General features: G+C 72.6%; 21 protein-coding genes, 2 tRNA genes and 1 pseudogene. 14 read left to right on the top strand and 10 right to left on the bottom strand.

Annotated elements, in window-relative coordinates; translation table 11 throughout:
- The first annotated feature begins 7 nt into the window (after positions 1-7).
- Positions 8-922: a glycoside hydrolase family 16 protein gene (locus DEJ13_RS11115; protein WP_111108145.1), complete on the top strand. Its 915-nt coding sequence runs from the start codon at positions 8-10 to the stop codon at positions 920-922.
- A gap of 132 nt (positions 923-1054) precedes the next feature.
- Here the strand turns inward: DEJ13_RS11115 and DEJ13_RS11110 are convergent, their stop codons facing one another.
- The 3 genes from DEJ13_RS11110 to DEJ13_RS11100 are packed head-to-tail and all read right to left on the bottom strand — an operon-like array spanning position 1055 to position 4748.
- Positions 1055-2278, bottom strand: coding sequence for a glycosyltransferase family 4 protein (locus DEJ13_RS11110; protein ID WP_111108146.1), 1224 nt, complete (start codon positions 2276-2278; stop codon positions 1055-1057).
- Positions 2275-3816, bottom strand: a complete 1542-nt coding sequence (locus DEJ13_RS11105) for a lipopolysaccharide biosynthesis protein (RefSeq protein WP_111108147.1) — start codon at positions 3814-3816, stop codon at positions 2275-2277. Before DEJ13_RS11105 ends, DEJ13_RS11110 begins: the two co-directional genes overlap by 4 nt.
- Entirely contained in the window at positions 3813-4748 is a 936-nt protein-coding gene (locus DEJ13_RS11100; protein WP_181437150.1) for a beta-1,6-N-acetylglucosaminyltransferase, read from the bottom strand. Before DEJ13_RS11100 ends, DEJ13_RS11105 begins: the two co-directional genes overlap by 4 nt.
- Before the next feature lie 436 nt (positions 4749-5184).
- On the opposite strand from DEJ13_RS11100, the gene DEJ13_RS11095 reads away from it, so the two are divergent.
- Positions 5185-6492 (top strand): glycosyltransferase family 2 protein, encoded by a 1308-nt coding sequence (locus tag DEJ13_RS11095; protein WP_111108149.1) that lies wholly within the window; start codon positions 5185-5187, stop codon positions 6490-6492.
- A gap of 166 nt (positions 6493-6658) precedes the next feature.
- Here the strand turns inward: DEJ13_RS11095 and DEJ13_RS11090 are convergent, their stop codons facing one another.
- Positions 6659-7990, bottom strand: coding sequence for a glycosyltransferase (locus DEJ13_RS11090; protein ID WP_111108150.1), 1332 nt, complete (start codon positions 7988-7990; stop codon positions 6659-6661).
- Between the two features lie 308 nt (positions 7991-8298).
- Here DEJ13_RS11090 and DEJ13_RS11085 point away from each other — a divergent pair, with 308 nt between their 5' ends.
- The 9 genes and pseudogenes from DEJ13_RS11085 (at position 8299) to DEJ13_RS11050 (ending at position 13858) form a co-directional block, all read left to right on the top strand.
- Positions 8299-9582: an ABC transporter substrate-binding protein gene (locus tag DEJ13_RS11085; protein ID WP_258374206.1), complete on the top strand. Its 1284-nt coding sequence runs from the start codon at positions 8299-8301 to the stop codon at positions 9580-9582.
- A gap of 112 nt (positions 9583-9694) precedes the next feature.
- Positions 9695-10717, top strand: a complete 1023-nt coding sequence (locus DEJ13_RS11080) for a carbohydrate ABC transporter permease (protein ID WP_111108151.1) — start codon at positions 9695-9697, stop codon at positions 10715-10717.
- 50 nt (positions 10718-10767) lie between these two features.
- A complete protein-coding gene (locus DEJ13_RS11075) occupies positions 10768-11625 on the top strand; it encodes a carbohydrate ABC transporter permease (RefSeq protein ID WP_258374210.1) in 858 nt (285 codons plus the stop codon).
- Positions 11626-11631: 6 nt separating this feature from the next.
- Complete coding sequence (locus DEJ13_RS11070) at positions 11632-11877, top strand: hypothetical protein (protein WP_235515567.1); 246 nt, start codon at positions 11632-11634, stop codon at positions 11875-11877.
- Between the two features lie 16 nt (positions 11878-11893).
- A pseudogene (locus DEJ13_RS18145) lies at positions 11894-12025 on the top strand (LacI family DNA-binding transcriptional regulator); the annotation flags it as partial.
- The gene (locus tag DEJ13_RS11065) at positions 11999-12901 is read left to right on the top strand and encodes a LacI family DNA-binding transcriptional regulator (RefSeq protein WP_349815054.1); all 903 of its coding nucleotides are present in this window, start codon (positions 11999-12001) and stop codon (positions 12899-12901) included. The pseudogene DEJ13_RS18145 and the gene DEJ13_RS11065, both read left to right, overlap by 27 nt.
- A 46-nt stretch (positions 12902-12947) precedes the next feature.
- Positions 12948-13583, top strand: coding sequence for an MBL fold metallo-hydrolase (locus tag DEJ13_RS11060; RefSeq protein ID WP_111108154.1), 636 nt, complete (start codon positions 12948-12950; stop codon positions 13581-13583).
- 85 nt (positions 13584-13668) lie between these two features.
- Positions 13669-13744: transfer RNA gene (locus DEJ13_RS11055), tRNA-Glu, on the top strand.
- 38 nt (positions 13745-13782) lie between these two features.
- Positions 13783-13858 (top strand) — tRNA-Glu (locus tag DEJ13_RS11050).
- A 163-nt stretch (positions 13859-14021) separates the two neighbouring features.
- On the opposite strand, the gene DEJ13_RS11045 is transcribed toward DEJ13_RS11050, so the two are convergent.
- Genes DEJ13_RS11045 through DEJ13_RS11035 form a run of 3 tightly spaced genes read right to left on the bottom strand, consistent with a single transcriptional unit; the run spans position 14022 to position 16410 of the window.
- Positions 14022-14990 carry a ferredoxin family protein gene (locus DEJ13_RS11045; protein ID WP_111108155.1) on the bottom strand — a complete coding sequence of 323 codons (969 nt, stop codon included), beginning with the start codon at positions 14988-14990 and terminating at the stop codon, positions 14022-14024.
- The gene (locus tag DEJ13_RS11040) at positions 14987-16228 is read right to left on the bottom strand and encodes a cupin domain-containing protein (RefSeq protein ID WP_111108156.1); all 1242 of its coding nucleotides are present in this window, start codon (positions 16226-16228) and stop codon (positions 14987-14989) included. The genes DEJ13_RS11045 and DEJ13_RS11040 overlap by 4 nt, the downstream gene beginning before the upstream one ends.
- Positions 16225-16410 carry a hypothetical protein gene (locus DEJ13_RS11035; protein ID WP_111108157.1) on the bottom strand — a complete coding sequence of 62 codons (186 nt, stop codon included), beginning with the start codon at positions 16408-16410 and terminating at the stop codon, positions 16225-16227. Before DEJ13_RS11035 ends, DEJ13_RS11040 begins: the two co-directional genes overlap by 4 nt.
- 83 nt (positions 16411-16493) lie before the next feature.
- Here DEJ13_RS11035 and DEJ13_RS11030 point away from each other — a divergent pair, with 83 nt between their 5' ends.
- From DEJ13_RS11030 to DEJ13_RS11020, 3 genes are read left to right on the top strand one after another with little or no spacing between them, the layout of a single operon-like run.
- Positions 16494-16922 carry a fluoride efflux transporter FluC gene (locus DEJ13_RS11030; RefSeq protein ID WP_111108158.1) on the top strand — a complete coding sequence of 143 codons (429 nt, stop codon included), beginning with the start codon at positions 16494-16496 and terminating at the stop codon, positions 16920-16922.
- The gene (gene crcB, locus DEJ13_RS11025) at positions 16919-17293 is read left to right on the top strand and encodes a fluoride efflux transporter CrcB (protein WP_111108159.1); all 375 of its coding nucleotides are present in this window, start codon (positions 16919-16921) and stop codon (positions 17291-17293) included. The genes DEJ13_RS11030 and crcB overlap by 4 nt, the downstream gene beginning before the upstream one ends.
- Positions 17290-17892 carry a histidine phosphatase family protein gene (locus DEJ13_RS11020; RefSeq protein ID WP_111108160.1) on the top strand — a complete coding sequence of 201 codons (603 nt, stop codon included), beginning with the start codon at positions 17290-17292 and terminating at the stop codon, positions 17890-17892. The genes crcB and DEJ13_RS11020 overlap by 4 nt, the downstream gene beginning before the upstream one ends.
- On the opposite strand, the gene DEJ13_RS11015 is transcribed toward DEJ13_RS11020, so the two are convergent.
- From DEJ13_RS11015 to DEJ13_RS11005, 3 genes are all read right to left on the bottom strand, one after another.
- On the bottom strand, positions 17893-18303 hold the full coding sequence (locus DEJ13_RS11015; protein WP_111108161.1) for a GNAT family N-acetyltransferase: 411 nt from the start codon (positions 18301-18303) through the stop codon (positions 17893-17895).
- Positions 18304-18568: 265 nt separating this feature from the next.
- Positions 18569-20125: an MFS transporter gene (locus DEJ13_RS11010; RefSeq protein WP_111108162.1), complete on the bottom strand. Its 1557-nt coding sequence runs from the start codon at positions 20123-20125 to the stop codon at positions 18569-18571.
- A 64-nt stretch (positions 20126-20189) separates the two neighbouring features.
- Positions 20190-21257, bottom strand: coding sequence for an FUSC family protein (locus DEJ13_RS11005; RefSeq protein WP_181437151.1), 1068 nt, complete (start codon positions 21255-21257; stop codon positions 20190-20192).
- Positions 21258-21353 lie beyond the last annotated feature (96 nt).

Here is a 21353-nt window from a genome sequence, read left to right as displayed (position 1 = left end):
TGGCGCGATGAGCACCGAGCAGGCCGACGCCCCGCCCCTGGCGGCGGAGGCGTCGGCCGCGCACGGCGCCGGGGTGGCCCACGGCGCAGGACTCGGTCGACACCGGACCCCGCTCAGCCGCACCGGACGCCGCATCGCCGTCGCGGTCGGCTCCCTGGTGGTCGTGGCCGGCATCGTTGCCGGTTCCGCCACCGCCCTGACCGGCAGCAGTCCCGACCCGAGCGGAGAGCGCATGCCGACGAGCGAGCGCAGCGGATGGAACCGGGTGTTCTCCGAGGACTTCGACGACGACACGCCGGCCGGCCGTTTCGAGGCCGGCTACGGCGACCGGTTCTCGGTCTACCACGGCTTCGCGGACACGGCGGGGACGGGGCGGTACCAGTCGTCCGTGCTGAGCGCACACGATGGGCTGCTCGACATGCACCTCGGCACGACGGCCGCGGGGACCCCGTTGGCCGGCGGCATCGTCCCGCTCGTGGACGGCAGGTGGGGCGGACAGACCTCGGGCCGCTACAGCATCCGGATGAAGAGCGACCCGGTCGACGGGTTCGGCGTCGCGGTGCTGCTGTGGAGCGACGAGAACAAGTGGTCAGACGGCGAGGTGGACTTCCCGGAGGGCGCCCTCGGCGCCCCCGCGTTCCTCAACGTCCACTGCCTGGCGGACCCCGCGCAGAAGTGCGTCCACGAGCAGACCAGCGCGTCGCTCGAGGACTGGCACACCTACACGATCGAGTGGAAGCCCGACCGCATGTCGTTCTTCGTCGACGACGAGCTCGTGGGCAGCACCGACAAGGACATCCCGACGGCGCGCATGCACCTGGTCGTGCAGGCCGGGTCGAACGACGGGCACCCGCCGGCGGACGCCGAGGGGTCGCTCCTGATCGACTGGATCACGATCGACGTCCCGCAGGGTCGCAGCTGAGCCGACCGGTCAGGTCGAGATGCTCGGACCGCTCGGACCGCTCGGACCGCTCGGACCGCTCGGACCGCTCGGACGGCTCGGGCCGGGACCGGCGACGGGAGGCACGGCACGGCCCCGCCGAAGTCGCTGCGGTCAGCGGGCTGCGTCGTCCAGGGCCCCCAGCAGCGCGGTGACGTGCTGCGCACGGTCGTACCGCCCGCGGACCCACGCGCGGCACCGTTCGCCGAGCGTCGGGTCGAGCACGGCCTCGTCGAGGGTGTCGAGCACGCGCTCCGCCAGGGCGTCGACGTCGGACGGGTTGACTGTGAACCGCGCCCACTCGTCGGAGAGGATCTCGCCCGTGCCCCCGGAGGCCGCGGCGACGACGGGTCGACCCGTCGACATCGCCTCGACGACGACCCGGCCGAACCCCTCCGGCTCGAGCGAGGGCGCGACGACCATGTCCGCGGCGTGCAGCAACGGGACGACGTCGTCCCGTTCGGGCACCACCAGGACGGAGCCGACGGGCAGCGCGGCGACGGCGCGACGGACGTCGTCGGCCTCCTCGTCCGGCAGCGCGCCGGCGAGCACCAGGAGCGGTGCCGTGCGCGGGTGAGCGGGGGCGGCCGGGACGGTGACCGGGACGCGGGCCGCAGCGGACGTGAGGACGCGACCCCACGCCTCCAGGACGGCCAGTACGCCCTTCGCCCGCGTGAGCCGGCCGTAGTACAGGACCGTGGGCGTGGCCTCGTCGATGCCGAGGGCGGCGCGCGCCGAGCGCACGTCCTGTCGGGACGGCGGCGGGAACGCCGTGGTGTCGACGCCGTTCGAGACGACGGTGATCCGGTCGGCAGGGACGCCGACGGCGGACCACGCGCGCGCCATCGCGTGCGAGACGGCGAAGTACCGGGTGCGACCACCAGCGATGGGGCCGAGGCGGCGGTAGTTCGGTGCGTGGTGCAGGTGCACCGCGAGGGGCACGCCCGACGCCAACGACACGACCCGCCCGAAGGGCAGGAACTCCGGACGGTTCAGCCAGAGGACGTCGAGTCGCGCCCGGCGCATCCGGAGTCCCTGGCGGGCGAAGCGTGCGGCGTCCCGGATCGCGGTGCGGACGCCGAAGCGGTAGTCGTCGGCACGGACCAGGCGGACGCCGAGGCGCTCGAAGGCGGCGTGGCCGTCGTCGTCACGTCCGGCGGGCACGGGACGGTGCCACACGGTGACGTCGTGGCCGGCGGCGACCAGGTCACGGGTGTCCTCGAGGACGCATCGCTCCACGCCGCCCGTGATCGCGAGACCGTTCGTGACGACCCCGACGCGCAGCGGTCGGCGTGCGGCGGTGTCCGGCGTCGTCGCCGAGCCGTCGACCCGGCTCATGCCGCGCTCCCGCGGGCGGCGCGCAGCCGGGTGAAGAACCACGGCACACAGGCGAGGACGCCGGCGACCCGGACCCAGTTCCAGAGGGCGTCCTGCGGCACGAAGACCGACACGCCGGCGATGCCGAGCGAGACCGCGACGGTCAGAACGAGTCGGAGGTCCGGACCGCGCCACTCGCGGCGGTCGGGGAGTGCTGCCTGCTGGAGCACGGCGAGGACGACGTACGCGATGACCGTGGCCACCGCGGCACCCGCGATGCCCATGATCGGCACGAAGACCAGGTTGGCGCCGATGTTCACGGCGCCCGCGATCGCGGCGATCACACCGACGGCGACGCCGCGGCGCTCCACGAGCAGCAGCCGGCCGGTGGCGCCGCTCGCGACGACCGGGAAGGCGGTGATCGCGACGACGAAGACGACGACGGTGAGCTCCTGGACCCGGTACGACGCCGGCGCGAGGATCGGCAGGGCGACCGGCGACACCAGCGTCACGGCGAGCAGCACGGGCGCGAGGAGCCGGTAGAGCTCGTCGCGGGAGTGCATGGCGAGCTGCCGGCGGGCCACGGCGTCGCGGACAGCGGCGAAGTGCGGCGCCCAGGCGTTGTTCGTGAACGTCAGCAGGAGGATGACCGCCGAGCCGACGACGTAGGCGATCTGGTACCGGGCGACCTCGTCGGGGCCGAGCAGCCGCTGGACCACCAGTCGGTCGCCGACGTTGAGCACGAAGTACGACAGGTTGCCGAGGGTGATCGGGATGCCCAGGCGGAACGCACGGCGCATGGTGCGGGTGTCGAACAGGCCGGCGAAGCGGGGGCGGGTCGCCGTGATCCCGATGACCATCGCCGCAACCTGGGCGACGACGCCGCCCCAGGCGTAGGTCGTCGCGTCGGCCTGCACCCACGTCAGGAGCCCGAGCCCGATGATCGAGCCGCCGATCGAGGACAGCAGGCTGGTCAGCGCGAACACCTTGATGCGGTCCTGGGCGACGAGCAGTGCCAGGGAGATCTGCACGATGGCGGCCGGGCCCGTCCAGAGCACGGCGACGAGCAGGAGCGGGTGGTTGCCGATGAAGCCGGCGGCGTCGCCCCACACCGGGATCGTGGTCAGGGCGAGGACCGTGACCAGGCTGGCGGTGACCATGCCGACCGCCATCAGCCCACGGGCCTTGCGGTCGTCGCCGTCCTCGGCGCGCTGCAGCACGGACGCCTGGTCCATCCCGATGACCGCGAGGACCACGAGTGCCTGGTACAGCGCGATCGCGGACGCCAGCACGCCGAACTCGGCGGGCGGCATCAGGTGCGCGAGGACTGGGGAGATGAGCGAGGAGACGACGAGCTGCATCGACCACACGACGACGTACAGCAGGCCGCGGCCGAACAGGACGGACGACCCCTTGCGGACGGCGACCGAGCCGGTGTCGAGGGCTTCCGGCACCGGCTCGACCGCCGGCTCGGACGGGTCCGGGGTCACGGCGACCGCCGAGGCCTCGGCCTCACGCGCGGCTCGGGCCTCGCGGCGGGTCTGCGGGGGGAGCGTCACGGGGTGACCTCCCCGACCGCGCCGACCGGTGCGCCGGCGGTCCGCGGGGCGTGCTGGCGGAGACCGAACGCACCGTCGATGACGTCGAGCAGGTCGGAGCTGCGCTCGGTGGAGAACTTGCGTGCGAACACGTGCGGCAGGTCGACGTCCGACGCGGTGCGGCGCTCGAGCACCCGTCCGGCATCGGCGGTCGTCAGCCACGGCGGGCTCTTCATCGCGGTCCCGTCCCACCCGATCCACCACAGGGCGTGGGGCACGTGCTCCTCGGCGAACCCGGGGACCAGACTCGGTGTGTTGAGCACCGAGGGGACGAAGGTCTCATCGGCGATCCAGGTGCGACGCCAGAAGCGCACCAGGTCGGGCCGCTGGTCGACCACGGCGACGACGTCCGCGGCGTGGTGCCGGGCGAGGACCTTGAGCTGCGAGCCACCGGCGAACACCACGTCGCGGGGGACCCGGCGCGGGACCGGCAGCCGCAGCATGTGCTTCCGCCACGCCCAGTGCCGGAAGCGCATCCGTGCCACACCGCCGTCGCGCCCCCACGCCGCGAACGGCAGCGGGTGCACGTCGACGAACGAGTCGTCCCGGTGTGCCTCGAGCAGCGCGGAGATCTCCCCGGAGCTGGCGAGCGGGTAGTCGCTCCCGGTCAGGACGGCCACGTGGGACGCGTCCGTCTCCGCCAGCGCGGCGCGGTACCCGGCGAGCTCGGCCTCGACGTTCTCCCAGCGCGCCCAACCGGTCGCGATCCGCGGCAGCACGCGGACCCGCTCCGGCAGGCCGTCCGTCATGGCGCGGAACACCGACTCCGGGGTCCGCACGTCGCAGTGCAGGAAGACCGGGAAGGGGTCGAGCGCCTCGACGAGTCGGCGGACGTGCGCAGGGTCCTCGTGGGCGAGGACGATGCACGCGGGAGCCGCGGGTGAGATGGCCATGGACGCGACGCTAACCGCGCCGTTCCGGGGCGGACAAGGCGAGTCAGGGGCCTCTGCGGGGAAGCGGCGGTTTCCCGCACCCGGGGGCCGAGACGTCCGTGGATCAGCGCTGGCGACGGTACTTCGGGCAGTCGCAGAGCGCGCAGTCCGAGCCCGGCCGGTAGTGCTCGTGTGCCGCTTGTTCGTGACCGCAGACGCAGGTCGCCGTGTCGACCGAGACGACCGTCTGTTCCGACGGGAGGACCGCTCCGAACTCGGTCCCGGGGCCTGGCGGCATGCGTCCTCCTCGTGCCCGGCGTGCTGCCGCCGGGTCGTCCCCACGATCCTAGGGTGAAACGCCTGGTCACTGGCGGCAAACCGCAAGAGGGACGGGGCTCGCCGCACGGGCCGGTACCGGTCGTTGCGTCGCCGTCGGACGCTGTCGGACCATCGGGTCATGACCGACCACCAGGCCACCGCGTCCCGCGTGCTCACGATCACCCCCGCGATGCCCTCGCCGGACGCCCCCAGCTGGGCCGGCGCCGCCTGGGTCGGGGCGATCGACCGGCCCGCGGCGCTCGCCGCGTCCGTCGTCGAGCTCGCCGGGGCGGACGGCTTCGACCGCGCCCGGCTGCTCGTCCGCGACGGCCGCGAGGTCGCCGGCTTCGTCGACGTCGCGGTCGACGCGAGCGGTGACGTGGACCCGGCCGAGCTGGGACCGGCGCTGCGCGCCCTGCGTGCCACGAGCCTCCCGGCCACCCCGCAGGGGGACCCGACCGGTCGCATGTCGGTCGTCATCGGCACCCGCGACCGCCCGGAGGACGTCCGCCGGTGCGTCGCCTCGGTGCTCGCGTCCGCACACGACGACTTCGAGGTGTTCGTCGTCGACAACGCGCCGACCACCACCGCGACCCGCGACGTGGTCGCGTCGTTCCGGGACGACCGGCTGCACTACGTCCTGGAGGCCCGACCCGGCGTCTCACGCGCACGGAACGCCGGTCTCGCCCTCGCCTCCGGTGCCGTGGTCGCCTTCGTCGACGACGACGTCGTCGTCGACCGGCACTGGCTCGCGGCGCTCGCCGACGCGTACGCGCGCGACGCCGACGTGGTCTGCGTGACCGGTCTGGTGCCGAGCGGTGAGCTCCGGAACCCGACGCAGCGCTACTTCGACGAGCGGGTGACCTGGGCGCGGAACCTCGACCGCCGGGTGTTCCGGACGTCGGCACCGCCGGCGGACCTGCCGCTCTTCCCGTTCTCGGTCGGCGCGTTCGGCACCGGCGCGAACATGTCGCTCCGACGCACCGCGGCCCTCGCCCTCGGCGGCTTCGACGTCGCACTCGGGCCGGGGACGCCGTCGCGCGCCGGCGAGGACCCCGACCTGTTCACGCGGGTGCTGCTCTCCGGAGGCGGGCTGGCCGTCGAGCCGTCGGCGTTCGTGTGGCACCGGCACCGCTCCGACCGCGAGGCCCTGCGTGCCCAGGCACTCGGGTACGGCACCGGGCTCGGCGCGTGGGTCGCGAAGCTCATGACCCGGCCGCGGACCGCCGTGGCGGTGCTCCGTCGGGCCGTCGGTGCGCTCCGCCAGCTCGGGGCACTCGGGCAGGGGAACGCCGACCAGGTCTCGACGGCGGTGTCCGCCGCGGCGGGGTGGCCCGTCGATGACGAGTTCCGCGCGGCGACGGCCGGGCTGAAGCGCGTCGAGCTCGTCGCCGCGCTCGGCGGGCCGTGGCGCTACGTGCTCGGGCGCCTGCGCTCCCGCGCGTAGGCCGCGCGGCGCTCGGCGCGATGCGCTCAACGCGCTGCGCCCGGCGCGCTCCGTGCCCCCACGGGACCACGAAACGGACACAGCACCACGGGATCCCGTGGTGCTGTGTCCGTTTCGTGGTGCGGGGCGGCACCGTTGCCGCCCCGCACGCTCAGGGGCGTCCGCGCTACCCGCGGAAGCGCCCGGCCTCGACGTCGCGCCAGCGCCGACGGCTGCGGAACCAGGCCGCCGGCCCGGCCGGGAAGCCGCGGAGCTCGTGGTACGCCAGCGACCGGGGGAGACTCGTCTGGGATGCGTCGGTCGTCGTCTCGGTCGCCGCGTCACGACGACCCGCCAGGCGCGATGCCATCTGCTTCGCCTTGACCTTCGCAGCGAGCGGCATGAGCCGGGCCAGGACGGTCAGGTGCCGTCGGTCCTTGGCGGCGAGCGCGCACATCAGCGCGGTGAACCCGACGCCGTTGCCGTGCAGCTGCTTGTGCAGGTCCTCGATCGTCTGGCGGTGCCGGTGGTGCACGACCGCGTGCGGTTCGAACCCGATGCGTCCGCCCCGCCAGAGCGTCTCGATGAACATCGCAAGGTCCTCGCCGCCGCGTGCGGGGGAGCCGGCGCCGAGCGTGGTGTCGAAGCCGCCGACGGTCTCGATGAGCGAGCGCCGGTACGCCATGTTCGCGCCCGCGCCGTACGCGCCGATGCCGTAGACCGCGAAGTGCTTGCGCACCGTGCCGTCGGGACGCACCGCCGAGACACGGGCGTGGCGCATCGCACCCTGCACGTCGTCCGGGACGATCGTCACCGGCGAGAAGGTCCGCTCGGCGCTGAAGCCGCCGTAGTACGCCTCGTACCAGATCTGTGCGGGCGTGGTGAGCTCGACGGGCAGGATCACGCCCGTCACGGCGTCCAGCCCCGGTTCGCGGACGAACCGCTCGCCGATCGCGCGGAGCCACTGCGGGTCGACGCGGACGTCGTCGTCGGTGAACGCGATGACCTCGCCGGTCGCCGCTGCGACACCGGCGTTGCGCCCGGCCGAGAGCCCGGGGCGCCGCTCGGTGACCAGGCGGACGTCGCGGCCCTCGAGCAGTGCCGGGAGGGCGTCGATGTCGGGGACGCGGACGCGGTTGTCGACGAGGACGACCTCGTGCCGCGGGTAGTCGAGGTGCTCGAGGACGTCGAGGAGCTTGCCGAGGTCCTCGACGCGGTCCACCACGGTGGACACCACGACGGAGATCGTCGGCAGGTCGTCGTCGGACACCGGGGCGTGGTCGTCGAACGCGCCGGCCTCGACCATCGTGTCGACCAGGGGCGCGAGCGCTCGGGTGGCGTCCGCGGGGTCGTCGGTGAGGATGACGTCGAGCGTGGTGACCGGGTAGCCGTCGCGGTAGCCGATGACGAGCGCGGACGAACCGGTCTCGTCGGCGACGAGCTCGGGCAGCGGACCGTCGAGGTTGACGCCGATGACGCGTCGGGGTCCGGGGACGTTGACGGCGGAGAGGGAGGCCATGTCGGGGACGCTACGGTCGGCTCCGACGCCCCACAATGCGGCACCGGCACCGTGGCGGGGATCATGCGGGACACCGCAGTTGCCGCTGCGGAGCGGGGGCGTCCCCGGTGATGACGGGTGAGCGCTCACCCAGGAAGTCACCGGAAGTCCGAAGGTCACGCTCAGGTCACGGACCCGATGCAACCGGTTGCGCCGACCCGGACCCGGGCGTAGCTTCACCTCCCAGCAGGCAGCGTCGCCTGCTCCAGGGAGCGCCGACCGCACGTCGGCCGGCGACTCCTGGTGATCTCGATGAGGAGACAATCACTGTGGACAACACACGCGCGAAGGTGCGACTCGCATCCGTGGCGGGGATCGCCGTGCTCGGCCTCGCCCTCGCCGGCTGCTCCGGTGGCGGCTCCGGTTCCGACGCCGCGAAGTCCGGGCAGGACAGCCGCGGCCCGATCACGTACGTCCAGGGCAAGGACAACTCGAACGTCGTCCGACCGCTGATCGCCAAGTGGAACAAGGCGCACGGGTCCGAGAAGGTCACGTTCAAGGAGCAGTCCGACCAGGCCGACCAGCAGCACGACGACCTCGTCCAGCACTTCCAGGCGAAGGACGACGGCTACGACGTGGTCGACGTCGACGTGGTGTGGACCGCCGAGTTCGCCGCCAAGAGCTGGCTCGTGCCGCTCACCGGCGACATGGCGATCGACACGTCGAAGCTGCTGCCCTCGACGGTCAAGACGGCCACGTACAACAACACGCTCTACGCGGCGCCGCAGACCTCCGACGGCGCGCTGCTCTACTACCGCAAGGACCTCGTCAAGACCCCGCCGACCACGTGGTCGGCGATGATGGACGACTGCCAGATCGCGAAGGACAACGGCATCGGCTGCTACGCCGGCCAGTTCGCCAAGTACGAGGGCCTGACCGTGAACGCCTCCGAGGCCGTCAACGGCTCCGGTGGCTCGATCCTGACGAAGGGCGGCGCGCCGGACGTCGACACGTCGAAGGCGAAGGCGGGCCTGCAGAACCTGGTCGACGCGTTCAAGGACGGCAACATCCCGGCCGAGGCGATCACCTACCAGGAGGAGCAGGGCCGCACCGCGTTCGAGGACGGCAAGCTGCTGTTCCTCCGCAACTGGCCGTACGTCTACAGCCTGGCGAAGACCGACGGCGCGTCGAAGGTCAAGGACACCTTCGGCATCGCCCCGATCCCCGGCGCCGACGGCGTCGGTGCGTCCACGCTCGGCGGGCACAACGCGGCGATCAGCGTCTACTCGAAGCACAAGGCGACCGCGCACGACTTCCTCGAGTTCCTGGAGTCGAACGAGACGCAGAAGTTCTTCGCGACGCAGGGCTCGCTCGCGCCGGTCGTCGGCGACCTCTACACGGACAGCGACCTGACGAGCAAGCTGCCGTACCTGCCCACCCTGCTCAAGTCGATCCAGAGTGCGGAGCCCCGACCGGTCACGCCGTTCTACCCGGCCGTGACCAAGGCGATCCAGGACAACTCCTACGCCGCGCTCAAGGGCTCCAAGAGCGTCGACGAGGCCATGAAGGACATGGAAGCCGCCCTGAAGTCGGCGACCAGCAGCAGCAACTAGCGACCCTGGTCGACGCGGCTCACGCCGCATCGGACGGGAGGCTCGTGGCGGCCCCGCCACGAGCCTCCCGTCCGGCCCCACTCGTGTCCCGACACCGGCAAGGAGGCCGTCCGTGTCAGCAGCAACAGAGATCCCCGCAGCGATCCCGAACCCCAGTGGGCTCGAACCGCAGAAGCGACGCCGCGGCGGACTCAACGCCGAGCACGGCCGGTGGGCCGTGTACCTGATCGGCCCGACGATCGTCCTGCTGGCGATCGTCATCGGCTACCCCGTCGTCAGCGCCGTCATCCAGTCCTTCCAGCTCGACCAGGGGCTCGACAAGGCGACGGGCCTGTTCGTGCAGGGCGGCTTCGCGGGCGTCACGAACTACGCGCACTGGCTCGGCCAGCAGTGCGGCAACGTCACCTGCCCGCCTGGCAGCCTCGGCTCGCAGTTCTGGGTGTCGATGGGCAACACGGTCTTCTTCACCATCGTCACCGTCGCCTTCGAGACGGTGATCGGCGTGTGGATGGCGATCATCATGAACCGGAACTTCCGGGGCCGTGCTCTGGTCCGCGCCGCGATCCTGGTGCCGTGGGCCATCCCCACCGCCGTCACCGCCAAGCTCTGGTACTTCATCTTCGACGCGAACGGCGTGCTCAACCACGTCATCGGGCACCAGATCCTGTGGACCAGCGGCGAGTGGGCGTCCCGGTGGGCGGTCATCATCGCCGACACCTGGAAGACCACCCCGTTCATGGCGCTGCTGATCCTGGCGGGGCTGCAGCTGATCCCCGAGGACGTCTACGAGGCCGGCAAGATGGACGGCGCGTCCACCCTGCAGCGCTTCTGGCTGATCACCCTGCCGCTGCTGAAGCCCGCGCTCATGGTCGCGGTCCTGTTCCGCGTGCTCGACGCGCTGCGCATGTACGACCTCCCCGCGATCCTCACCGGCGGCGGCGGTGGTTCCGGCAACGCCACGACCACGCTGTCCATCCTGGTCGTGGACCAGATCCGGCAGGGGTTCAACTCGGCGTCCGCCCTGTCGACCATCACGTTCCTGGTCATCTTCATCGTCGCCTTCCTGTTCGTCCGCTTCCTCGGGGCGAACGTCGTGCAGACGCAGGCAGCACAGCAGAAGGGTGAACTCAAGTGACCCTCGCAGCCGACCGGCCACGGTCCACGACCCGCACCCGCGAGCGGTCGATCGACCGCGCTGACGTCCGCGTCAAGCGCGACACCGGCCCCCGCGTCCGCACCGCCGTGCAGGCCGTCGTCATCGCGGTCTGGTGCCTGCTGCCGTTCTACTGGATGGTCGTGACGAGCTTCCGGGACGTCGGCTTCACGTTCGACGCCACCCCGTGGCCGACGCACGTGACGCTCGACAACTACACGACGGCGTTCTCCACCGCGCTGGGCAACCACCTGGGGCGGGCGCTGCTCAACAGCCTGCTCATCGGCGGTGTCGTGACGATCATCGCGCTGCTCGTCGGCACGAGCGCCGCCTACGCGCTGGCCCGGCTCGAGTTCAAGGGCAAGTCGCTCATCGCCGGCGCGATCCTGGCCGCGTCGATGTTCCCGGGCGTCGCCCTCATCTCGCCGCTGTTCCAGCTCTTCACGGACATCGGGTGGATGGGCAGCTACCAGGCGCTGATCCTGCCGAGCATCTCGTTCGTGCTGCCGCTCACCGTCTACACGCTCGCGAGCTTCTTCCGCGAGATGCCGTGGGACCTGGAAGAGGCGGCGCGCATCGACGGGTGCACGCGCGTGGAGGCGTTCCGGCGGATCATCCTGCCGCTGGCCGCGCCGGCCGTGTTCACCACGGCGATCCTGGCGTTCATCTCGAGCTGGAACGAGTACCTCATCTCGTCGCAGCTGTCGTCGGACGCCACCCAGCCGGTGACCGTCGCGATCGCGTCGTTCGCCGGCACCCAGCCGCACCAGGAGCCGTACACCGCGGTGATGGCCGCGGGGACGATCGTCACGATCCCGCTCGTGATCCTGGTGCTCGTGTTCCAGCGACGCATCGTGGCCGGCCTGACCGCCGGCGGCGTGAAGGGCTGACGGGCGATGGCGCTGCGTGCTCCTCGGACCCCGGTCGCACCGATCGAGGAGGCCATGGGCTTCGTCGGGTTCTTCGGCGTCGCGTTCCTGCTCGTGACGGTGTTCTGCGAGCTCACGGGGCGTCCGGCGCTCGGGTGGGCGCTGACGCTGCTGGCCTGCGTGCTGGCGGTGGTCGTCCTCCACCGGTGGCGGGTGCGCGTGCTCCGGAGGACCGCGTCCGCCGGCGTCGACGACCGCCGCGCGCACCGCTGACGGTCGGGCGGGTCGTCCGGTGGGGATCCAGGAGATCGCGACCGTCACCGGCCTGTCCAAGGCGACCGTGTCCCGGGCGTTGCGCGGCCTGCCGTCGGTCGCCGACGCGACCATCGACCAGGTGCAGCGGGTCGCTGCCGAACTCGGGTACGTGCCGAGCTCGGCGGCGGCCGGCCTGGCCACCGGCCGACAGCGCGCCGTCGGGGTGGTCCTGCCGGTCATCGACCGCTGGTTCTACGTCAGGGCCCTCGGCGGGATCGACGCCGAACTGCGTCGGGCGGGCCACGACCTGGTGCTGTACAACCTGGGCGGGCCGCTGGGGGACCGGGACCGGGCGTTCCGGCGGTCGATGCTGCGCCACCGGGTCGACGCGCTCGTGCTGCTGTCGCTCGTGCTCGACGAGACCGAGCGGGACGAACTGCAGGGCAGCAACCACCCGATGATCGTCATCGGCGGACCGGCACCGGGGCTGCGCAACGTGGGTGTCGACGACCTGCGGGTCGCCGGTCTGGCTGTCGGGCACCTGCTCGGGCTCGGCCACCGGCGGATCGCGTACGTCGGCGGTCAGGACGAGTCCGGGATGAACGTCGCCGTGCCGTACCTGCGCCGGGACGGGTTCCTGGCGACGATGCACGCCGCGGGCTGCTCAGTGCCGCCAGGGTGGCTCGTGGACGGACGGTTCTCGTTCGCCGGTGGCTGCGCTGCCGGGTCGGCACTGCTGGCGGTGCCCCGTCCGCACCGGCCCACCGCCGTGTTCTGTGCCTCCGACGAGATGGCGCTGGGCGTGCTGGTGGCGGCCGCTCGGCTCGGCGTGCACGTCCCCGGGGAGCTGTCCGTCATCGGGATCGACGGGCACGAGTACGGCGAGGTCGTGGGCCTGACGACCGTCGTGCAGGACCCTGAGGCACAGGGACGGACGGCGGCGCTGGCGGTGCTCGCGGAGGTCGACGGCCACGCGCCGGTACCAGTGCCCCCGGCGCCGGCGACGCTCCTGGTGCGGGCGACCACGGCGGCGCCGCGGTAGGTGGCAGGCGGGTCGGGGCGGGGCGGCGCCGCGTACGCTCAGCCGCATGCAGGTGACGAAGCTCGAACACGCGTGCCAGGTCGTCGAGGAGCGCGGTGCACGACTGGTGCTCGATCCCGGCGGGTTCACCCGGCCGGTCGACGTCGACGGCGTCGTGGCGGTCGTCGTCACGCACGAGCACCCGGACCACGTCACGACCGAGCAGCTGGAGCGGATCCTGCTGGCCAACCCGGGCGCCCTGGTGTTCGGTCCGGCCGGGGTCGCACGGGCGCTCGCCGGAGCTGCGGTGCACGTGGACGTCGTCTCGGACGGTGCGCGACGCGCGGTCGGGCCGTTCGACCTGACGTTCCACGGCACCCGGCACAACGTCATCCACTCGTCCGTCCCGGTGGTGGACAACACCGGGGTCCTGGTCAACGGGCGGCTGTTCTACCCCGGCGACAGCTGGACGGTGCCGGGTGTCCCCGTCGAGGTGCTGGCCGCTCCGGTCGGTGCCCCGTGGCTCAAGGTGGCCGAGATGATGGACTACGTCGCCGCGGTCGCGCCGGGCCGCGCCTACCCCGTGCACGAGGCCACGCTGTCCGAGGTGGGCCTGGAGATGCACGTCGACCGGTTGCGGCAGGCCGTCGAACCCGCCGGGGAACTCGTCGTGCTGCGGCCGGGGGAGTCCATGACCGTCTGACGGTCCGTCCGACGGCGCACCCGGTCGACACGCCTCGTTTTGGCACCGTGCGGGGCTTGTGCCATACTTGTCGAGTTGTCGGAACGGCCCCATCGTACAGAGGCCTAGTACGTCGCCCTCTCACGGCGGTAACGCGGGTTCGAATCCCGCTGGGGTCACCACGGTGGCTACCCTCCGATTCCGACAACATGCTTGCCGCGGCCCCATCGTATAGCGGCCTAGTACGCTGCCCTCTCACGGCGGTAACGCGGGTTCGAATCCCGCTGGGGTCACCACGAGAACTCCCGTCGGACATCGTCCGGCGGGAGTTCTGTCGTTGTCGGCGCGGGCATCCATCGGCGCGGGCATCCGTCGGTGCGGTCGTCCCTCGGTGTCGTCCGCGCGGGCGTCTCGGCGTCGTCGGCGCGGGCGTCCGCGGGCGCTGTCATCGCTCCCGCGTCAGCCGAGCACGGTGAGGTCCCGGACGACGAACCGGGGGATCTCCACCGCGACCGTCGCCCGGCACGTGGTGAACGTCGGACCGGTCAGGACGTGCTCGAGCCGGACCCGGATGGTCCTGGTGCCGGCGTCCGTCTGCGGTTCCGCCGCCGTGTCGGTCCGCGCCGAGAGATCGACCGACCACCCGCCCGGCTCGGTCGTGAGCTCGGTCGCCGCCACCGGTCGGAACGCCTCGAGTCGGGTGTCTCCGGTGTGCTGCACCGCCGCGGCGACGGCGGCCTGCTCGACGTGCGACAGGGTCGCTCGCCCGCGGAAGCCCTGCTGTGCGATCCGGCCGTGCAGGTACTCGTCGGCGATCGCGACGGGGTCGTGCTCGTCGACCCGTCCGTGGTTGACCGCGTGCGGGAAGAGCATCATGGTGGCGGCGAAGCGGTCGCCGCCCAGGTGCGAGCACTCCCACGTCTCGTCCGGGTAGGCCCCGGACAGGCGCTCGGCGACGGACCGACCCCGGACCGCGCAGCACTCGTCGTGTCGACCGTGCGCGCAGACCGCGAAGAGGGCCTGGTCCGAGGGGGTCCCCGTGCTGCCGTCGAGCGGCAGGGTCAGGAGCTGCCGCGGGTCGGAGACCTCGCCCCACCGCGTCGTCGCGCGTTCGGCATCGACCACGGCCCACCGCCACCGGCCTGAACCGCGCGACCGACCGGGTCGCCGCACCGCCAGGATCCGCATGCCGGCGTGCTGCACCCGACGCGCCAGCGCCGCGCCGACCTCGGGGTCGAGCACGGGGGACTCCGTCCACACGTTCCAGCCCCAGGCACCGGCGACCTCGACGAGCAACCACCGTCTGCCGGGCGACGCCGTCGCGGACACGTCCTCGTCGCGCAGCCGTGACCCCGCGCTGCACGCCGGCCCGCCCCCGGAGCGGGGGCGTCCGGGGTCGGACGGGCCGGTGCGGCGCCACTCGGTCACGAGGCGGGTACCAGCACGCCTTCCCGCAGGAGCCGTCGCACGACGACGACCGCGTCGTCCTCGTCGAGCCCCGGCAGCGCGCCGACACGGTGGCCGTCGCCGTCCGTCAGCGCGTGCAGCGCCTCGGAACAGACGGCGGGGAGCCGGACGGTCCCCGACGGCAGGACGACCGCCACCCGGGTGCCCTCGATGCGGACGTCCGTCGGCAGGCCGTCACGCCAGCGCACCGTGTCGGCACCGGTCAGCGCTGCCGAGAACTCGATCGTGTGCAGCGGCCGCACGGGCTCGGGCCGCGTGGAGCGTCGGAACCGCGTTCCGACGGTGGCAGCGACGGCGGCGGACTGGTCGTCCGTCGTCGTCAGCGCGGCGACCAGGTCCTCCGCGGCCGCCCGGACCTCGGCCGCGATCTGCTCCGGGTCAGCGAGGTCGACGCCGAGGGGCAGCGACGCGCGCAGGGCGTCGGAGCGGAGCGCCCGTTCGACGAGGACCCGCGCCAGGTCCGACCGGGTGACGGCGGGCATCCCGATCGTCAGGTGGATGGTGGTGCCGCCGAGCGCGGTCGCCGAGTGCAGGTACCCGCGCGGCAGGTAGAGCGCGTCGCCCGGGCGCAGCACGGTGTCGATCGCCGGGGTGCCGGAAGCCCGTGCGGCGACCGCGTCGCGCCGGTCGCTCCAGGGCTCGTCGGCGAAGGGCAGTTCGTGGACGGGCTCGTGGATGACCCAGCGCTTCTCGCCGGCGATCTGCAGCACGAACACGTCGTGCACGTCGTAGTGCGGGTCGAAGCCGCGCGAGGACGCCGGGGTGATGTACGCGTTGACCTGGGCCGGGTGCCCGAGTTCCGCGACCAGCCGGCGGGTGAACTCCTGCAGGGGTGGCCACGTGCGGTGCAGACCCTGCAGCACGATCGTCGACCCGGCGGCGAACTCCGCCAGCACCTTCTCGGAGCTGACCTGGTCACCGACTTCGGCGCCGTACCCACCGGGCGCGGTGAACGCCTGCGGCGACAGGACCGAGCCCTCCTTCGCCATCCGGATGAACGGCGTCCGGAGACCGCGGACCGAGAGCAGCTCGTCGGCCGCCGCGGTGGAGAACAGGTCGTCGTACGTCGAGCCGAGGTCGTCCGCGCTGCTCAGGAGCGCGCGACGACCCCAGTAGTCGCTGGCGAAGTCGTCGGCCGGGACGGCGACGCACCGCTGGAGGGCGCTCGCCGTCCCCACCGTCTCGAGCCCTCGGCTCACGCGGAGCCGTCCGCGCCGCCGTCGTGGCCGTTCGGGTTCGCGCCGCCGTCGGCGGGGCCTTCGCCGGCGTCGGCGGAGCCGTCTGCGCCGCCGTCGTGGCCGTTCGGGTTCGCGCCGCCGTCGGCGGGGCCTTCGCCGGCGCTCTGGGGGTCCGTCGTGATGTCGTCGTCGTTGATGGCCATTGGTCGTCCCTTCGGTCGAGCGGCGAGGTGCCGTCTGCGCCCGAGCGTAGGACGTCCGGCTCCGGACGGGCCAAGATCGTCATGTGAACGCCGCACGACCATCCCATCTCCGCTGGCACCTGATCGGACTCGTCGCCCTGGGCGGCGCCATCGGGACCGCCGTCCGTGCTGTCCTGGCCGAGGCCGCCTCCGCCGTCGACGGCGTCAGCTGGACGATCCTGGGGATCAACGTGGTCGGGGCCTTCTGCCTGGGGCTGCTCCTCGAGCACCTGGCCCGGCGCGGTCCGGACGAGGGCCGCCGGCAGACCGTCCGGCTGTTCGTGGGCACGGGTGTCCTCGGCGGCTTCACGACCTACAGCACGCTCGCGGACGACACCGCCCGGCTGCTCACCGACGGACGCTGGGGTGCCGGCAGCGGGTACGCGTTGCTGTCCGTCGTGCTCGGACTCGTCGCGGTCGTCGGGGGACTGGCGCTCGCCGCCCGGACGCGCCGCAGGGGCGGTGCACGATGAGCGCGCTCGACCTCCTGCTGGTCGCGGTCGGCGGCGGTGCCGGGGCCGCGCTGCGGTTCGTCCTCGACGGCGTGGTGAAGGCGCGGGTGACCGGCTTCCCGCTCGGCACGATGGTCATCAACGTCAGCGGGTCCCTCGTCCTCGGGCTGCTGACCGGCCTGGGCGAGGCGGGCATCCTGGCCCTCCCGGTGGTCGCGGTGCTCGGCACGGGCATGATGGGTGGGTACACGACGTTCTCGACGGCGAGTGTCGAGACCGTGCGGTTGCTGCAGTCCGGCAAGACCCGGCTCGCCGTGCTCAACGGCCTCGGCATGCTCGTCGTCTCGGTCGGCGCAGCTGCGCTCGGCCTCTTGCTCGGAAGGAACTCATGACCTCGGAACGCCCCGGCGAACTCGTCCTCGTCCGTCACGGAGAGACGGAGTGGTCCAAGAGCGGTCAGCACACGGGCCGCACGGACATCACGCTCACCGACGCCGGCATCGAGCAGGCCGAGCGTGCCGGCCGCTTCCTGGCGGACCGCGAGTTCGCGCTCGCGCTGTCCAGTCCGCTCCGGCGCGCGCGAGACACCGCCGCGCTCATCGGCGTCGACCCGGACATCGACGAGGACCTGTACGAGTGGGACTACGGCGCGTACGAGGGACTGACCACGCCGCAGATCAAGGTGCAGCGCCACGGACCGTGGGACCTGTGGACCGACGGTGTCCCCGCCGGTGACACGCCCGGCGAGTCCGCGGCCGAGGTCCGTGTCCGGGCCGAGCGGGTGCTCGACCGTGCCCGTCCGGTGCTCGCCGACGGGCAGGACGCGGTGTTCGTCGCCCACGGCCACGTGCTGCGGGCGATCGGCGCCGCCTGGATCCGGCTCGCGCCGCAGGACGGCGCGGTGCTCGCGCTGTCGACGGCCTCGGTCAGCGTGCTCGGGTACGAGCACGGCCGTCCCGTCATCGACGCCTGGAACATCCAGCCCCGCTAGTCAGAGCACCAGCGCCATCCCCAGGCTCGGCGCCACGTCGTCGAGTCCCAGCGACCGGTACAGACGCTGCCCGGGCGGGTCCCCGATGAGTGTGACGTACGCTCCCTCGGGGGCCCTGCTCCGGATGTCGTCGAGCAGCCACGTCACCACCTGACGACCCAGGCCGCGCCGCTGGTGCGCCGGGTCGGTCGCGATGTCGGCGATGTGGAAGTACCACCCGCCGTCGCCGATCGTGCGGCCCATCGCCACCGGTCGGCCGACCGCGTCGACCACGTGGCAGAACGACCAGCTGCCGGTGATCGCTCCTGCCCCCTGTCCGGCGTTCCGCGGCGAGAGTCCGGAGTCGGTCCGGAGCCGGAGGTAGTCGTCGAGCGGGGGAGCGGTCGGCACGAGTCGGTACGGATCGGTCATGCCCCCAGCATGTCGGCGGCCACCGACGGCGCGGCCACCTGCGTGACGTGCGCGCCCGGGCGGGGCCGGGTCACGTGACGACGTGGGGACCGACGGACGGGAGGCCCGGTGCCAGCTGGCACCGGGCCTCCCGTCCGTCAGCGCACCGGCAGTGCTCCACCGGGGCGACCTATCGCGCCTGCCCGCACCCCTCGTCAGCGCAGAAGCGACAGATCCCGGCCGATCATCGGCGGGGAACTGTCGCTCTCGCGCGTGGGGACGGGCGTCAGACCGTCGCCTGCGTGCCGTGGGCGCGGCCGACCAGCACGTCGACCAGCCCGGCGACGAGCGCGGCGCCGACGAACGCCAGCGACACCCCGAGCCCGAGCGGCAGCCCGGTCGTGTGGTCGCCGTCCGAACTGGCCAGCGCCGCGTAGAACACGCTGCCGACGGCCGCGATCCCGATCGCCGACCCGACGCGCGCGCCGACCTGGATCAGCCCACCGGCCGACCCGCCCTGTTCGACCGGGACCTCGGACAGCGTCAGGGTCTGGTTCGGCGAGATGGTCAGGCCGGAGCCGATGCCCGCGACGAGCAGCGGCGCGATGAGCCACCACCCCAGGTCCGGTCCGTAGTGGTTCGACACGACCCACACCACCGCACCCAGGCCGATGAGCACCAGGATCGTCCCGATGACGATGAGCTGCCGTCCGAACCGGTGCACGATCCGGCCGCCGATCGTCGAGGCGATGCCCGAACCGACCGCGAACGGCACCGACGTGGCGCCGGCGAGCAGCGCCGAGTAGTGCAGGCCCGACTGCAGGGTCAGGGTCAGGACGAAGAACAACGGCGTGAACCCGGCGAAGTAGAGCGTGGCCAGACCGACACCGAGCGAGAAGGACCGGCGGCGGAACAGGCCGAGGTCGACCACGGGCTCCTTCGTGCGCGAGTACCGGCGCTCCCACAGCACGAAGGCCACGGCGAGCACGACGGCGACGACGATGAGCCACCACTTCGTGCCGCTCTTCCAGACCTCGGACTGCACGAACGGCAGCAGCAGGGCGACGACCGCCGCGCCCAGCAGGGCGATCCCGACGGGGTCGAAGTCGTGGCGCTTGCCGCGTGCCGCCTTCGCAGCGGCGGGCAGGTAGCGGAACGCCAGGAGGATCGTCACGAGTCCGACGGGCAGGTTCACGAAGAACACGAACCGCCACCCGTTCTCGGTGCCGAACGCGGTGATCAGCAGCCCGCCGATGAGCGGGCCGATCGCGGTCGCGATGCCGACGGTCGCGCCGAACAGCCCGAACGCGGTCCCGCGCTCCTTGCCGCGGAACAGCTGCTGGATGAGGGCGGTGACCTGCGGGGTGAGCAGACCGCCCGCCAGTCCCTGCACCAGGCGTGCGATGACCAGGACGAGCCCGTTCGGCGCGAACCCGCACAGCGCGCTCGCGACGGTGAACAGCCCGACGCCGATCACGAACATCCGTCGTCGGCCCGAGGCGTCGCCGAGTCGGCCGCCCGGCACGAGGAGCAGTCCGAACGACAGGGCGTAGCCGGACAGGATCCACTGCACGGCCTCGGGGGTCGCTCCTGGCAGGCCGGCCGAGATCGACTGCAGGGCGACGTTGACGATCGACACGTCGAGCAGCACGATGCCACCGCCGAGCAGGCAGATGACGAGGGCCTTCCACCGGTTCGGGTCCGGCTGGTCGTCGGACGGCGGCGGGGAGGTGGGATGCTCGGGGGGACTCGGGGTCGCCGTCGCGGCCACGTGGTGCGCGGCGTGGTGGTCGACGGCGGGAGCCTGGTCGGGCTCGGCGGGCTTGCGGTGATCGGCGCTCATGACGATCCCACGCTAGGCGCGTGGACCTGCGCGGTCCGCGCTGTGCGGTTGCCGGCGTCTCGGGTCAGACCGTCCGGATCGTGCTCGTCACGCCGAGTGCCCGGCCGCGGTGGCGCTCGATGGCGCGTCCGACGACCAGCAGTGCGACGCTGACGAGCGCGCCGAGCGTCGTCTGTGCGACCCGGTCGAGTGCCAGCAGTTCGGGTGCCTCGGGCACGCTCAACCACGACACCGCGAGCGCGAGCGGGGTGAGGAAGAGCAAGCACACCGCGTAGTTGCGGGCGACGAAGACCTCGGCGAAGAACTGCCCGACCACGGCGATCACGACGATCCACCAGAGGCCCGGTTCGAGCAGCAGGATGCCCACCGCGATCACGGTGCCGCCGATCGTGCCGATGAACCGCTGGAACGCCCGGAGCACCGTGTGCCGCTGTCGCAGTGCGGGCAGCGTCGACACCACCGCGATCACGGCCCAGTAGGGGTGGCCGAGCCCCGGGACCGCCTCGGCGACGGCCCCCGCGACCAGGGCCCCCACGACGTTGAGTCCGACGGTCTCCCAGAGGGCGCGCGTGCGCAGGACCGCGAGCGAGCGGTGCTTCGGTTCGGCGATGGGGCGGAAGCGGTGCGGCGCGCGCGGGTGCAGGGCACGGCGCACCACCGCGCCGGACATCGCCACGAGCCACGCCCACGCGACCGACCCGAGGATGATCGCCGTGACGAGCGGCAGGTCCGTGGCACGCAGCGGGACCAGCGCGGAGACCACGAACGCGAAGGTCGGGAAGATCGGCTGGGCGGGGATCGACCGCAGCGTGCTCAGGGTGCACACCGCGACGACGAGCACCACGACGAGCCCGGCGGCCTGCAGCCACAGCGGAGCCCCGAGCATCGAGACCGCGATGCCTGCGAACATGCACAGCGTCTGCAGGGCGCCGGCGATGCCCGTCGTCACCGCACGCTGCCGGTACGGCTCGGTCTGCCCGAAGATCGCCGTGAAGCCCGCGAACATCGCGAACGCCGCGTACCCGGGCATGCCGAGGGCGATGAGCGCCGCGAGCGGGACGCCGCCCGCGATCGCCGCGCGCGCGGCGCCCTCGAGGTTCACGGTGCGGGATGAGTGCGGGAGCTGCGTCATGACCCGACCATCCTCCCACCGCGACAGGTGTCGCCGAAGGTGAGTGGGGCCTCCCGTCTGGTCCGTCGTTGGTATACCAACGGTGCTAGCATCGCC

The organism is Curtobacterium sp. MCLR17_007, assembly GCF_003234655.2.
GTDB lineage: Bacteria > Actinomycetota > Actinomycetes > Actinomycetales > Microbacteriaceae > Curtobacterium.
The sequence above is the reverse complement of the archived record's forward strand: the minus strand, read 5'-3'. Positions and strand labels throughout refer to the sequence as shown.